Here is a 14,550-nt window from a genome sequence, read left to right as displayed (position 1 = left end):
TTTGTTTTTCCAATTCGCTGATATTAAAAATTAATCATCTATGCAACCTTTTCCCGTTGTGTGTTCCACGCTGTCGGCAACACATTTAGCTGTCTACCTGCAACAACAATATGGTTTGGGTACAGCGACCACCTGCCGTTTAATACGGGCAGCTATCAATCATGCCTACCTGGTAACCGATGGTATGCATAAGTATGTATTCAGGATCTATAGTTTACACTGGCGGTCTGAGACGGAAATAGCAGAGGAGATCAGGCTGTTACAGTTGTTACAGGAAAATGATATTCCGGTGTCTTATGCCCTGCCGGATCAGCAGGGTAATCGCATTCAACAGATCCCGGCGCCTGAAGGAATACGTTTTGCCGTGTTGTTCTCGTATGCAAAAGGGGAGAAGGTGATGAATTATTCCGAAGCGCTTCATTGTAAACTGGGCGCCATCATGGCCCGCATGCATACAATTACCAGGGATCTGCCCGTGCAGCGGGTGAAGTATGATCACAAGGTATTGCTGACCGATCCCTTTCAATTGATCAGGCAATACATTGATCTGGAAACGGAAGAAATGCGTTTTATGCAACATGCGCAGAAGCAGGTATTGCGCAGTTTTTTAAATGCGCCGGTTCACCTGCTGCGAAAAGGGGTTGTTCACCTCGACATCTGGTTCGACAACCTGCACATTTATAACAACGAAGACATCACCCTCTTTGATTTTGATTTTTGCGGCAATGGCTGGCTGCTGCTCGATATTGCTTATTACGTGCTGCAGTTAGTGAACACCGAAAGAGAGCCGGAACCTTTTCAGCGAAAGCTGGAAAGCTTCTATAAGGGTTATGAATCCATTACGCCTGTTCCGGAAGCTGAAAAACAATTGATCCCGTTTGCCAGTGTGGGCTTGTATATATTTTATCTCGGGGTGCAGTGCAGCCGCTTTGAAAACTGGACCAACTCATACCTTAATGAGAACTACCTGAAGCGGTATATCAATGTTTTCGTTAAAAGATTATATGAGCACCACCAGCTGCCGCCTTTTGAGGGTTAGCGCTTGAGTGCCTTTTTATAGGTTTCCAGGCAACGCTTGCGCGCCATTTCATGATCAACTATCGGCCGGGGGTAGCTGAGCTCTTCAAATTCGGGTACCCACTTCCTGATATACTTCAGCTCCGGATCATATTTTTTGGCCTGTAAATATGGATTGAAAATGCGGAAATAAGGCACTGCATCGCAACCACAACCGGCTGCCCATTGACAGTTGCCATTGTTGCTGGCCAGTTCATAATCGAGGAGCTTTTCTGCAAAATACGCCTCGCCCCATCGCCAGTCGATCAGTAAATGTTTGGCCAGAAAGGATGCGGTGATCATACGAACCCGGTTATGCATGAAGCCGGTGTTATTCAACTCGCGCATGCCTGCATCTACAATGGGGTAGCCCGTATAACCTTCGCACCAGCGCGCAAACTCATCTTCATTATTGCGCCATTGAATGAAGTCGTATTCAGCTTTAAAGGCCTTTCCGGCGCCCACATGCGGAAAATGCCAGAGGATCATTTGAAAGAAATCACGCCAGATCAGTTCACCCAGGAAGGTTTCATTGAGCTGCACGGCTTTTTGCGCCAGTTGCCGCACACTGATAGTGCCAAAGCGAAGATGTACGCCTACATGACTCGTGCCCTCAATAGCCGGGAAATCGCGCTGTTTATGATATTGTTCAATAATGCCGTTATCAATAGTAGCAGGCGGAAAAGCGGCATTCGTTTGCGTAAAGCCTATTGCTTGCAATGAAGGCAGCTGTTCCGCTGCCTGTTGGTGAAAATGATTGGTATAGTTCTCAGTGGGATAGCTTTTGATATAGAAGTCATTCAACCTGGCGCGCCATTTCCTGCTGTAAGGGGTGAACACGGTATATGGCCTGTTATCATCTTTTACCACTTCGTTTTTTTCAAAGATGACCTGGTCTTTACAGGTATGGAATGAAATGTTATATTGTTGCAGGAATGCTGCAATGCGTTCATCCCGTTCCCGGGCATACGGTTCATAATCGTGATTGGTGAACACTTTTTCAACGGGGTATTGTTGAAGCAGCTTTTTGAATGCATTGAGTGGCGTATCGTGGCAGACTACCAATGTTGATCCCAGTTGCTGTAATTGTTGTTGAAGCTGCTGAAGCGTCGTATGAATAAATTCAACACGGCGATCGGTTTTTGATGGCAACTGGTCAAGGATATCAGTATCAAAAATGAATATGGGCAATACGGGATTATTGCTTTTTAAGGCATGGTATAATCCTGCATTGTCGTGTAACCGCAGATCGCGGCGAAACCAGAAGACGTTAACTGGTGCGATAAACTATTTTTTTGGGTTCAGGTCGTTTGGTGGCAAGTTAACCAGTTAACCAGTTAACTGGTTAACTGCTCAACCTTTTGATGCAATTCTGCAACCAGCTTATTTGTATACATTTTGTTCCTGAATCTTGCTACCCACCGTATGCCATACAAGGCATTGGTTAGAAATACCTCATTGGCGGCCTCGAGTTCATCGGGCGTACATATTTTTTCATGAACAGCATAGCCGGCTTTTGACAGGGCCGTCAATAAATATTTTCGCATAACGCCGGCCACACCGCCTTCCGACAGGGGTGGGGTATAAATACTGTTCTGATGAATGCGGAAGATATTGGAAATAGTGCCATCACAGATGCGGTTATGGGTGTTCAGCACCAGGCACTCATTTAATTGATGTTGCCGGGCATATTGTGCTGCTATTACATAGGGCAGGTAATTGTTCGATTTCAGGTTCGCCAGCTGATCGACACTTTTTTGTACAACCGGACAAACATCAATAGTGAAACCCGTTTCATTGAAAGCGAGGTAATCGCTGGCCAGTGGTTCTGCCTGAATGATGATGGAGGCATGTGGTTCTTCCGTGGCGAACAAGGTGCCGTTGCCCCTGAAAATAGTGATCCGTACCCGGGCCGCACCCGGTATATTATTGCGGTTATACAGGTCAAGAATGATCTGGGTAAGATAATCGGGTGTATAATGATCGGGCAGTGTTATGTTCAGTAAGTTCAGGCCCTGGTTCATTCTTTCGATATGCAGGTCGAACAGGGGCATTTTTCCATTAACTACTTTAATGGTCTCGAATAGTCCATCGCCAAACCGGAGCCCCCGGCTGCCCGCTGTAATGATGGGCGTGTCTGCGGGGATAATTGCTTCATTGTAAAACAACCAGGTGTTCATGGGGTGAAGTTCTGGAAAGAATGCAACAAAACAATACGCAATTGGGCTGGAACGAAGCGTACCTGGGCCGTATCTGATCCGTGTTTGATTCGTATCTGATTCGTATCTGATTCGTATCTGGGCCTGTAATGACTCCTTATTGTCAGGTAGGTCTTTCATTAGTTTCTCGTACATGTCCCGTACCTTTAAAGGGACGGCTTATATACGAGACATGTACGGAACATATACGGGACATGTACGAGATATTAGAGAAGAAGACCAAAAGCAAACCCGGCCCCGGGGTAGCCAGGAGCCGGCAAAAAAGTTAAACCAGATGCGTTCGGTGTAATAAGTTGCGGGAGCAGTCACAAACGAAGTAGCCGCATTAAGTCAAAAAAAATCCGTTCCGGTTTACCGGAACGGATTTACAGACGTTTTGACTGATGGAACTACGCTACTGATGAACTTAAATCATTCATACGTTCTGATCGATAATACCGTTTTTCACTGCATACATGACCAGACCGGCCATTGATTTGGCGCCGGTTTTGGTTTTGAGTTTGTCGCGAATGGCTTCAACGGTACGTGGGCTGATCTCTACGATATCAGCGATTTCCTTGGTGGTCTTTTCTTCACACATGAGTTTCAGCACCCTGATCTCTTTTTCGGATAAGTTTACATCTTGTGGTCCGGCTACATCTGTGCGTTTAGTACGCAAACCAGTTAGTAAAGCCTTGTTGGTAAGCTCATTAAAAAAGAATTCCTGTTCATAACAGGTTTTAATGGCCTGGTAAATGGTTTCCGAATCAGAGTTCTTGGTGAGGTAAGAATTGGCACCGATCTCCATGAGTTTGCTGATCATAGAATGATCATTGTGCATGGAAAGAATGATCACTTTAGCTTCTGGCCGAAGTTTGCGGATCTCAGGCAGTGTTTGAATGCCATCCATGATAGGCATTTGAATGTCCAGCAAAATAATGTCTGGTTCAATGTGTCTGAGCAGGTTCAGGAGCTGCATGCCATTGTCGGCTTCGGCGATGAGCTCTACGTCCCTTTTAGCAGCCAGGGCGGTACGAACGCCGGCCCTGAACAGGGCATGGTCGTCGGCAATAGCTACTTTAATAACGCCTTCGGTGTCAGGTTTTTTCATGCGGGTTGTATTTTTTAATAAGATAAGGGATTGAAAATGTCTGTTTACACTACTTCGATTTTCGGGCCCCAAAATCTTAAATTTTCGTGACAAATACTATAGCAGATTTACGAAATTATACTATTTCGGAATATACGTAAAAGAAAATACAGGGTAAGTTTACTAAGAGTAGATGTATATCATACTCTGTTGATATGTGAATATTACTAGTTTGGCAGGTAAAAACCGAATAAATAAAATAGGGCAATTGTGCTCTTGTTCACATTCTTGTCCACAACTATTTTTGGACCCAAGTTGATTGACGGGGATTGGCAACCTCGTATCGTCCAGAGTCCTTTAATTCAACCGTCCAAAAGTCATTCTAATATCCAATGAATACCGGCGAAATCCAATGTCAATCAACTTTTTTGCCTTTTACTCATTTAGTCAATACACTGACCCTGTAAAAACACGCGTTTCATCCATTCCCTGCATCATCTGTAAACCTTTGAAAACAGCGTACCCGTTATCAATTCCTGGGAAAGGCCTGGCTGTTTTTGGCTCGTATTAATCCCTAGCTTATGGAATCTTTTCAGAGCCTTATCATGAACCTTTGTTCCTCTGAAAGTATTAAACGTTGTTGGTTAGAGCTGTGTGTAAAATTTACTATGCCTGCTTTTTTTGCGTGCTTATCGGTACGGCAATAAAAAGGCAGGCATTTTTTTACCCCCCACCCCCTGAAGGGGCATAGTATGGTCGCCGAAACTTGCTGAGCTTTCTCTATTTGGGAGTGAATGTGGATAAACTCGCAGATAGTAAAATTGTAAAAACTGCAAACTGGAAACTGCTCTCCCTTTAGGGAGCCGGGGGGTTAAGCTGCGCCTGCATGCGTTTTACGCGGTCTTCGAGTTTTTCCGATGTGAGGTTTTCGCGCATACTGTCTACTTTTATCGGAAAACAGAATGGGGTTAACTGCTGTGGAAAAGTAATTATGATCTTCGATGCCTGTATGCGCTCCAACATATTACGAAGTCGTACTTCTTCCATCTGCTGATCGAACACTTCCTGGTAAGATTGCCGTAATAGTAAATTGCCGGGCTCATATTCTGAAAATACATTGAATAATAACGATGCGGAAGATTGTAAATGCCGTGCTTTTTTCTGCTCACCAGGGTAACCCTGGAAAATCAGTCCGCCAATGACGGCTATATCGCGGAACTTTCGTTTTGCCATTTCTGTTGCATTAGCACTTCGTTGAATATCAGCCAGTAAATTATCTGCTGTAAACAACTCATAAACATTGGTGTCGTCTACCGGAATGGGTTGATCGCTGAGCAATTCGAACCCGTAATCATTCATGGCAAAGGAGAAGGTGATGGGCGTTATCCGGCTGATGCGCCAGGCCAGGATGGCTGCCATGGCTTCGTGCACCAGCCTGCCTTCGAACGGATATACAAAGAGGTGATACCCATCCCGGGTCTCGATCTGTTCAATCAGCAGTTCATTGGCGCCGGGGACGTGGGAGAGCGTTTGTTGTAGTTGGAATAGTGGTTCCAATACCTGTAACTCGATATCGGATGGTGAATGGGGAATGGTGAATGTTGAGTGGGTGTCCGATAACCGGTTCTCGCTACTGCTGTTTGGCTTTCCGCTTTTTCTAACTGTGGTTGCTGACCGCTGACCTCCGGCTTCCGGCTTCTCTGCTCCGGCTTCCGACTTCAGACTTCTGACTTCCGACTTCTGATTCCTCGCTTCCTCAAATTTCTCCCTCAGCTTCTTCCCCAGATTAGCGCTCAGCGGCATGCGGCCGCCCTGCCAACTGGGCACGATGGATTTTTTTGCATTTGATTTTCGAACCAGGGCAGTCATATCTTTAATGGTCACCAGCTCCAGGTTACGGCCGGCCAGGGTAAACACATCACCGGGCGACAGCCGCGTGATGAACCATTCTTCAATGACCCCGATAAATCCACCGCTTACGAATTTCACTTTCATCATGGCCTCGCTTACAATGGTGCCGATATGCATGCGATGCCGCATGGCTATTCGCCGGCTGGTGATGCGGTATACATCGTCTATGATCTCTACCTTTTTGTATTCATCATATTGTTGCAATGCATTGCCGCCCGTAGTAATGAATTCCAAAATGGACATCCACTCTGCATGGGCTATGTCGCGGTAACAATAGGTTGATCTGATCTCATCGAAAAGCTGCTCGGGCCGGAACCCATCAGAAATTGCCAGGGTGCTGAGGTACTGGATCAGCACATCGAAACACAACAGCATCGGCTCGCGGCTTTCAATAAAGGTTTCCGCCACGGCATTCTTCAGGGCGGCAGCTTCTACCAGTTCCAGCGAATGGGTGGGCAGGAAATAGATCTTACTTACATCGCCCGGACTATGGCCGCTTCGCCCTGCGCGTTGCAAAAAACGGGCAACGCCTTTGGGCGATCCCACCTGTATAACGGTTTCCACCGGTCGAAAATCTACACCCAGGTCAAGACTGGCCGTACACACCACTGCTTTCAGTCGGCCGGTGTGCAAAGCTTCTTCTACCCAGATGCGCAGTTCCTGTTCAATACTGCCATGGTGCAGGGCAATAGCGCCTGCAAGATCGGGGGCTGCCGTGAGCAGAGCCTGGTACCACTGTTCGCTCATGCCCCGGGTGTTAATGAAGATAAGGGTAGTGCGGCTGGTATTTAATATGGGTAATACTTTATGAATGAGTTTAAGTCCCAGATGCCCGGCCCAGGGATATTTTTCAATTTCGTCGGGGATGATCGATTCTATAACAACGTCCTTGCGAATATTGGCTTTCACTGTGGCGGAGGCCCTCTCCAGGCCTCCCCCGGTGGAGGAGGAGAAAGTTAATATAGGTGAGAGTAGTACTTCTTTGGCCTGATCGAGATTTCCGATGGTAGCCGAAATACCCCAAACCCTCAAAGGACAATAGGCAGCAGGCAATTCGCAATCGATGTCTTCCCCTTTACGCTCTGTTGCAACTTGTGTATTGTCAATAGGCTTGCGCAAACCTACCAACCTCGACACGGCCAGTTCCACCTGAACGCCTCTTTTGGAACCGATGAGCTCATGCCATTCGTCCACTGCCAGGATCTTAAGGCTTTCAAAAACGGCCGCATAGCCTTTTTGTGCCAGCAGCAGGTGCAGGCTTTCCGGAGTGATGATCAACACTTCGGGCATCCGGCGTTTTTGTCGCTGCCTTTCGTTTATATCGGTATCGCCGTTGCGGATGCCCACCTTCCATTCCATGCCCAATTCATTGATTACCTCTTCCATGGCCCGGCCGATATCTTTAGCCAGCGCCCGTAACGGGGTGATCCATAACAACTGCAATCCGTTACCGGCTTTGGTCTTCCAGTTATCGGGATGGTGGTTGATGAAATCGATGAGCGCCCCTAAAAAAACTGAAAATGTTTTGCCGCAGCCCGTCGGGGCATTTACCAGTCCGCTTTTACCATTAATAATGTGCTGCCAGGTTTCTTCCTGGAATGTAAAAGGATGGAGGCTTTTGTTTGCCAGCCAGTCAACAATGATCTTATATCCGGTAGTAGTTTGAAGCCTCATAACACAGGGGCATGCCGTTTACCAATGGCTAATGGATGCCTTTCCCTTTGGGGGGTAATTTAGTGATTTTTCGGGCCCCTGCCCAAATCGCCCGGGTCAAGGACCCTTACTTTCTTTAAGCTCTATACAGGCACTTGATCGTCGCGACCGTTTCCCGGTTTTGGAAGAAATTTTCCGGTAATGGGAAATAAATACGGTTTAATACAGGTTTCTACCCTATAGCTAAGGGTAATTCTTTAAAAATAATAAATACTTATAAGTGTATTAAGTACAGCTAATTGGGATAGGGGCTGGCTGTTGGCACCAAGCATGGTTATCAGCTTTTTTTGATCTGGCCCGGGATTGGTTCACCAATGCGCGCAATACAACCCTCGACCCGCATGAAATTCCCTTTTCGTACCCATGCCTTTATCCGTTGGATAGGGGCCATGAACCTGGTGTTATGGAGCGCCGGGGTGGTAAAAGCCCAGTGCCCGGCAGGCAGTACGGTCAATAGTGCCGGCACTTACAATAATGGACAAACCGTATGTATCACCACCAATTTCAGTGGCGATATATCGCTGAACAATGGGGCTACCCTGTATATCGCCAATGGTGGCAACTATACCGGAAATCTTTCGACCAACAACGGATCTGTTGTTCAGGTAGCTACAGGCGGACGCCTTGCCCCCAGCCAGGCCAATAGCTTTTCCGCCAGCCTTTCATCCAGCGGAACCGTTGTGATGAATAATATAACGCTCAATAATGGGGCTGCCATCACGAACAGCGGCAGCTTCACCTGGGCCGGTAACTGGAATCAGAACAACGCCATCACTGTTTCAAATACCGCCTGTGGTACCATGACCTTCAGCCAGAGTACCAATCTTGGCAGCAATGCTGCGATCAATAATAACGGCGTATTGAATTTTTCACAAAGCCTTACCACCAGCAGCGGAACCACCATCAATAACCGCGGCCGCGTAACCGTCGCGGGGGACATCAACCTGGCAGGCACGTTTTATAATCAGAACATAGCCGTTTTCCGGGGCGGAAATAACAATATCAGCAGCGGCAATACCAATGATTCGCTGGTGAACCTGGGTGAGATCACCATTACCGGCAGTATTACCACTTCCATAGGCACCCGCAATGAAGGGCTGGTTGTGGTAAATGGTTCTTATACTATCAATGGCAATTACTTTCGCATAAATAACAGCAACGCACAATTGCGCATTGGCGGCGCCTTAAGTAACAATGGCGAGATCCGCGGAACCGGCAGCCTGCATGTAGGCGGTGGCATATCAAATAACCAGACCATTGCCGGCGTTAACGGCGCCAACAGGCTGACCACCAATCAAAACATCAGCGGTGGCACTACTCAGCACCTGACTGTAAATGGCTCGCTGATAGCTGCTGATACCGCCACTTATACGCCCGAGCGGGCAAATCCCGATGCCTGCATAGCATTGCCGGTAAAACTTTCTTCTTTGCAGGCTGCTTATCATAGTGGTCAGGTTCAGCTGAACTGGTCTGCAAACTCCGGATCAGATATACGTTCCTTTACCATTGAATACAGCCAGGATGGACAGGTGTTTACCCGTGCGGGTGAATTAGCTGCCACCGGCCAGAATGACCAGAACACACCTTATGTGTACATGCATGCTCCTGCTGTTACGGGAACTGTTTTTTACAGAGTACGATCAACAGCACTGGATGGAAAGATGTATTACAGCAATACGGTAGTGGTAAAAACAGGGAATACTTTACTGGCCTCCGCGACAGTGTTCCCTAATCCTTTTACAGATATCCTGCAAATAAGTATGCAACTGGAGAAAGCCGGAATGATCCAGGTAGCGCTGTACAATGCGGGTGGCGAACTGGTACGAAAACAGCAACATGCTGGCGTGTTGGGCAGAAATACCGTTGTCATCAGTGATCTGTCGGCGCTGCCGGCCGGTTCTTATCTGGTGCAGATGAAAGCAGGCAACCATACTTCGTTCAGGAAACTGATTAAATGATGTTAACCGAGGGTTATTTTTGCACACAGGCTCCCCGTTTTTAGCGGGGAGTTTTTGTTAACCCCCCAGCCCCCTAAAGGGGGAGCAGCCGATTTTCTTAACGGACTCCTGACAGGTCGGGGATATGCCAGGTAACTTGTGACCTGCAACCTGTAACATCCCATACATTGCCGGTTGTCGATTGCCGCGCTAGAGTGTTTTCAAATACTCAAGCACTGCCTTTCTTTCCTGCTCAGTTAATTTATCGCCGAACGTGTGGCCATAATTGCCATAGCCGGGCAGATCGGTATTGTAAATGAGCTTGCCGCCGGCTTGATTTTCTTTGGTATATTTCCAACCCAGTTTTTCATAATCATATTCCGGCTTATTGAAATTTCGACGCCAGTACCGCGGACGCAGATCGCTGTTGAGCAGCGCTTCCAGCGTTGGCACTGATCCGTTATGCAAAAACGGTGCAGTGACCCAGATGCCATCGAGTGGCGGTGCAATGTAGCCCATGAATGGCTCCAGGCGGGCAGGATGATCGCCTGTAGTGAACCAGCTTTGGTTGAACCAGTTCACAAACTGCGGACTGGAATAATTGTTTTTATATAACAGCGAATCGGTTTGAATAACGGCCTGCGGTATCAGGAGATTCGGATACGTTTCATTGGTTCCGTAGGTGCCATGGCAACCGGAGCATTTTTTATTGAATACAATCTCACCTTCATTGGCCAGGGCGGTATTGACCGTACCCGGATATTTGGGAGGTTCCAGCGAATAGATATAGGCCAGCAGATCGGGCATGTGCGTGTCTACTTCGTGCGATTCGGCCGTGTCATTTACCGTAAGCAGGTTAGAGGCCATCAAGAAACGGCCAAAGTCGCCGCGGCCGAACCCATTATAAAACATGGCGTTCTTTTTTTTCAGCAGCCACCATGGTGGTACATCGGAGGGAATAACGCCTTCCGGTATTTCCAGCTGTGCTTCGGGGTTCCATTTAAAAGTAACCGGATCCCGATGCGCTACGAGCACGGCGGCCAGCCGGTCGGCCGCATTTACACCCCTGATCTCGGTAATAAGGTAAGGTGTGATCGTTTTGGCCACATCGATAAATGGTTTGGCGGCTCTGTACTTGTTCGGCGCCGTGAGTTTTAACAAACTCTCTACTTTCTTAAGTCTGTTGACGTTGAGCTTTTCATTGGCGGTAAAATCAATGAAAGTATTGCCTAAGCCCATGATCAGGGTATCATCAAACACCTGTGCATGACATTGCATGCAGTTGGGCGCTACCAGCACTTCGCCGTTGTTGGCGGTAACGGCGGTATATTCGTGAGAGATGTCGGCATTTTTTCCGGTGCGTTGCAGGAAATTGGTCTTGTCTTTACCCATGCCCAGGATCCAGATGTTATAGGGCATACCTCCTTTTACATAATCACCGGTTGTCAGGTATTCGTAGCCTTTCTGTGCATCGCCGCCGGTGCGTTGTGTGCTGGGCGGAATGTGCACAGGTTCATATGCTCCATCGTTCAGTATCGCGGTAAAAGCAACCCCACTGGCTACTATCAGTACCAGCACCACCATCCATTTTTTCATTCGCGCAGGAATTATTATTCAAATTTACGAATTTGAAAATTGGCCTGTCATTTTCCATACAATTCCAGCATTTTCCTGAGATCATCCAACGTATTAATGTCATTGGGTGTTTTATCGGTTCGCCAGCGGCTGATGCGGGGAAAACGGAGCGCTACGCCTGATTTGTGGCGGTTGCTGGCGGCAATCCCTTCGAAGGCGATCTCAAATACCAGTTCTGGTTTCACCGTACGAACAGGTCCAAACTTTTCGAGTGAATTCCTTTTCACGAAGGCATCTACCTGAGCAAATTCTTTGTCGGTCAATCCGGAATACGCTTTTGTGAAGGGAACCAATTTGTCGCCGTCTTTAACCGCAAAGGTGTAGTCGGTATACAGGTTGCTGCGGCGCCCGGCTCCTTTCTGGGCATACACCATCACCGCATCGATGGTGAGGGGATCGATCTTCCATTTCCACCAATCGCCCCGGCGGCGGCCTACCTGATAAGCCGATGATCTTCGTTTCAACATCAGGCCCTCACTATTCAGGTTGCGGCTCTGCTCGCGGATGGTGGTTAACTCATCCCAGTTGCTGAAGGTGACCACGGGGGATAATTGTAAAAAAGGCAATTGCAGGGATGTGACCAGGTCTTCAAGCGCTGCTCGGCGTTCGTTCAACGCCATGGACCGGAGGTCTTCACCATTTAATTCCAGCAGATCATAGGCGAACAGTCCAACAGGTGCATCCTGCAAATGTTTTTTGGTAACATTCTTACGGCCGATACGGGTTTGCAGTATATTGAAGTTAAGCACCTGTCCATCTTTGTAAGGCAGGATCTCGCCATCTATTACAACGCCGTTGGGCAATTTGCTTTGGAGAATGCTGAATTCAGGAAATTTTTCCGTGATCAGGTCTTCTCCGCGGCTCCAGACAAATAACTGGCCATTCCTTTTTATTATCTGACCCCTGATGCCGTCCCATTTCCATTCGGCCTGCCAGTCGGCGGGTTCGCCCAGCTCCGGTAACGGGTCTTCCAGCGCATAGGCAAGGTAGAAAGGGTAGGGCTTGGAGAAATCTGTCTGGGTCGACTGCTCACTTAACAGCGCCGAGAAGCTTGTGGTGGCGGGATCCCAGTTGCCGCTGATGCGGTGGGCAATGGTATTGGGTTCCAGCTGTACCGTTCGAGCGAGGGCATTCACCATGAGTTTTTGGGATACGCCCACACGAAACGTGCCTGAGAGCAATTTGTTGAACACAAAGCGCTCGCGGCTGCTCAATTCCAGCCACGATTGCAGGATGAACATTTTCTTTTCCGCCTCGCCTGCTTTTTCGAGTTGCTGGAACTTTTCGACGTAGTAATGCAGCGGCTGGCCCGTGGGAGAGGAGGATATCTTCGTTTCCGGAATCAATAAGGCAATGGTCTCAGACAGGTCGCCAACGGTATGATAACATTCCTGGAACAGCCAGATGGGTAAATGAATAAGTTCGGTGCACCATACGGCCAGTTGGGTGCCGCTAACGGTGCGGCGCGGCCGCCGGCCGCTGAACAGGGCGATCACCCATACTTTGTCTTTTTCATTGGCATGCGCAAAATAATAAGCTAATGCTTCGAGCTTATCGTTGGTTTTAGTGGTGGTACCTAACTTGAATAACAATTGCGCAAACTCAAGCATAATGTGATAATTTGATAATGTGATAATTCGATAATGTGATAATTCTTTCCATACCAGCGTTCCTACAAGCGCGAAGGCCGCGCCAAAGCATCCACAGCAGCATGTATTAAATTATCATGTCATCATTATCTAGCATTATGTGATAATTTGATAATTCGATAATGTGATAATTCTTTCCATTCCGGCGTTCCAACAAGCGCGAAGGTCGCGCCAAAGCATCCACAGCAGTGGTATTAAATTATCATATCATCATTATCTGGCATTATGTGATAATGTGATAATTTGATAATTCGATAATGTGATAATTCTTTCCATTCCGGCGTTCCTGCCTGTATTGCATTATCACATCATCACATCATCTAATTAGCTAATTGGTTTTCTTCTTCCTCCGTTCCATACTCCGTTTTTACTTCAGCCGCATCAATGCCTATTTCACTGAGGTAGCGGCTGAAGGCCGATTGAAAGCCGTGTGTGACATATACCTTTTGTGCACCCGTTGCTTTTACGCTTTCCAGCAAACCGTTCCAGTCGGCATGATCACTGAGGGCAAAACCCGCATCGGCATTACGGCGGCGTTGATGGCCGCGCACCTGCATCCAGCCGCTGCATATACCCGTGCTCGCTGATGGAAAACGTCGCATCCACAGACTGCCATCTGCAGATGGGGGCGCCAGTACTACACTTCCTCTATAGGTTTCTTTTGGTAATTCGGGGGTAACACGTTGTATGGCTGGTAATTTCCAGCCTGCCTGTATCAGCGTTTGATGTACATTATAAATGGCGCCGTGCGCATAAATATTTCCAGTGACCTCTTCCAACGATTTTAACAGCCGCTGTGCCTTGCCCAGGCTGTAGCCGATCAATACAGATGTTTTGCCCGCGACTTCATTAGTTCTTATCCATTGTTGTATATCGTGAAATATTTCCTGTTGTGGTTTCCAGTTATAAATGGGCAGGCCGAATGTAGATTCCGAAATGAAAGTATGGCAGGGGATAGGTTCAAAGATTCCACTGAGGCCATCTGCCTCCGTTTTATAATCGCCGCTTACCACCCACACTTCGCCTTTGTATTCAACCCGTATTTGCGATGAACCGATGATATGCCCAGCAGGATGCAGGGATACAGTGACTTCGTTCAGCTTTATTTTTTCATTCCATTCCAATGACTGGTAGTTATTGGGGCCCAGCCGCAATTGTAATAATGGAAGGGTGTCGCGGTGGCATAAATAAGCCTGGTTGCCGGCCCGGGCGTGATCGCTATGGGCATGGGTGATCACTGCTTTGTCAACCGGTTGCCAGGGATCGATGTAAAACCGTCCAGGCTCACAATAGAGGCCTTTATCTGTAAACGATATTAGTGGCATCAAAAAGCTGTTACAGGTTACTAGTTACAAGTTTCA

Annotated in this window: 9 protein-coding genes; 2 read left to right on the top strand and 7 right to left on the bottom strand. The window is 47.6% G+C overall.

Annotation, left to right across the window (positions count from 1 at the left end; translation table 11 throughout):
* Window positions 1-40: 40 nt before the first annotated feature.
* A complete protein-coding gene (locus JUB15_RS25605; protein WP_207515510.1) occupies window positions 41-1,039 on the top strand; it encodes a phosphotransferase enzyme family protein in 999 nt (332 codons plus the stop codon).
* On the opposite strand, the gene JUB15_RS28840 is transcribed toward JUB15_RS25605, so the two are convergent.
* From JUB15_RS28840 to JUB15_RS25585, 4 genes are all read right to left on the bottom strand, one after another.
* Window positions 1,036-2,340 carry a cryptochrome/photolyase family protein gene (locus JUB15_RS28840; protein ID WP_207515567.1) on the bottom strand — a complete coding sequence of 435 codons (1,305 nt, stop codon included), beginning with the start codon at window positions 2,338-2,340 and terminating at the stop codon, window positions 1,036-1,038. The genes JUB15_RS25605 and JUB15_RS28840 overlap by 4 nt on opposite strands.
* Window positions 2,341-2,393: 53 nt before the next feature.
* Window positions 2,394-3,236, bottom strand: a complete 843-nt coding sequence (locus JUB15_RS25595; protein WP_207515509.1) for an aminotransferase class IV — start codon at window positions 3,234-3,236, stop codon at window positions 2,394-2,396.
* 454 nt (window positions 3,237-3,690) lie between these two features.
* On the bottom strand, window positions 3,691-4,365 hold the full coding sequence (locus JUB15_RS25590) for a response regulator transcription factor (RefSeq protein WP_205513694.1): 675 nt from the start codon (window positions 4,363-4,365) through the stop codon (window positions 3,691-3,693).
* 834 nt (window positions 4,366-5,199) lie between these two features.
* On the bottom strand, window positions 5,200-7,929 hold the full coding sequence (locus JUB15_RS25585) for a ligase-associated DNA damage response DEXH box helicase (RefSeq protein ID WP_207515508.1): 2,730 nt from the start codon (window positions 7,927-7,929) through the stop codon (window positions 5,200-5,202).
* Window positions 7,930-8,309: 380 nt separating this feature from the next.
* Here JUB15_RS25585 and JUB15_RS25580 point away from each other — a divergent pair, with 380 nt between their 5' ends.
* Window positions 8,310-9,926, top strand: coding sequence for a T9SS type A sorting domain-containing protein (locus JUB15_RS25580; protein WP_207515507.1), 1,617 nt, complete (start codon window positions 8,310-8,312; stop codon window positions 9,924-9,926).
* Window positions 9,927-10,115: 189 nt separating this feature from the next.
* Here JUB15_RS25580 and JUB15_RS25575 read toward each other — a convergent pair whose 3' ends face one another.
* The 3 genes from JUB15_RS25575 to JUB15_RS25565 form a co-directional block, all read right to left on the bottom strand.
* Window positions 10,116-11,501, bottom strand: coding sequence for a c-type cytochrome (locus tag JUB15_RS25575; protein WP_207515506.1), 1,386 nt, complete (start codon window positions 11,499-11,501; stop codon window positions 10,116-10,118).
* 47 nt (window positions 11,502-11,548) lie between these two features.
* On the bottom strand, window positions 11,549-13,150 hold the full coding sequence (locus tag JUB15_RS25570; RefSeq protein WP_207515505.1) for an ATP-dependent DNA ligase: 1,602 nt from the start codon (window positions 13,148-13,150) through the stop codon (window positions 11,549-11,551).
* A 359-nt stretch (window positions 13,151-13,509) separates the two neighbouring features.
* Complete coding sequence (locus tag JUB15_RS25565; protein ID WP_207515504.1) at window positions 13,510-14,514, bottom strand: ligase-associated DNA damage response exonuclease; 1,005 nt, start codon at window positions 14,512-14,514, stop codon at window positions 13,510-13,512.
* Window positions 14,515-14,550 lie beyond the last annotated feature (36 nt).

Source organism: Longitalea luteola, assembly GCF_017356035.1.
In the GTDB taxonomy this organism is placed as follows: domain Bacteria; phylum Bacteroidota; class Bacteroidia; order Chitinophagales; family Chitinophagaceae; genus Niastella; species Niastella luteola.
Note: the sequence above shows the minus strand (reverse complement) of the source record. Positions and strands in the feature narration are given on the sequence as shown.

Coding starts and splice junctions, on each gene's coding strand:
- JUB15_RS25605 (WP_207515510.1), top strand. CDS start 41: ATGCAACCTTTTCCCGTTGTGTGTTCCACGCTGTCGGCAACACATTTA.
- JUB15_RS25565 (WP_207515504.1), bottom strand. CDS start 14,514: ATGCCACTAATATCGTTTACAGATAAAGGCCTCTATTGTGAGCCTGGA.
- JUB15_RS25595 (WP_207515509.1), bottom strand. CDS start 3,236: ATGAACACCTGGTTGTTTTACAATGAAGCAATTATCCCCGCAGACACG.
- JUB15_RS25580 (WP_207515507.1), top strand. CDS start 8,310: ATGAAATTCCCTTTTCGTACCCATGCCTTTATCCGTTGGATAGGGGCC.
- JUB15_RS25570 (WP_207515505.1), bottom strand. CDS start 13,150: ATGCTTGAGTTTGCGCAATTGTTATTCAAGTTAGGTACCACCACTAAA.
- JUB15_RS25575 (WP_207515506.1), bottom strand. CDS start 11,501: ATGAAAAAATGGATGGTGGTGCTGGTACTGATAGTAGCCAGTGGGGTT.
- JUB15_RS25590 (WP_205513694.1), bottom strand. CDS start 4,365: ATGAAAAAACCTGACACCGAAGGCGTTATTAAAGTAGCTATTGCCGAC.
- JUB15_RS25585 (WP_207515508.1), bottom strand. CDS start 7,929: ATGAGGCTTCAAACTACTACCGGATATAAGATCATTGTTGACTGGCTG.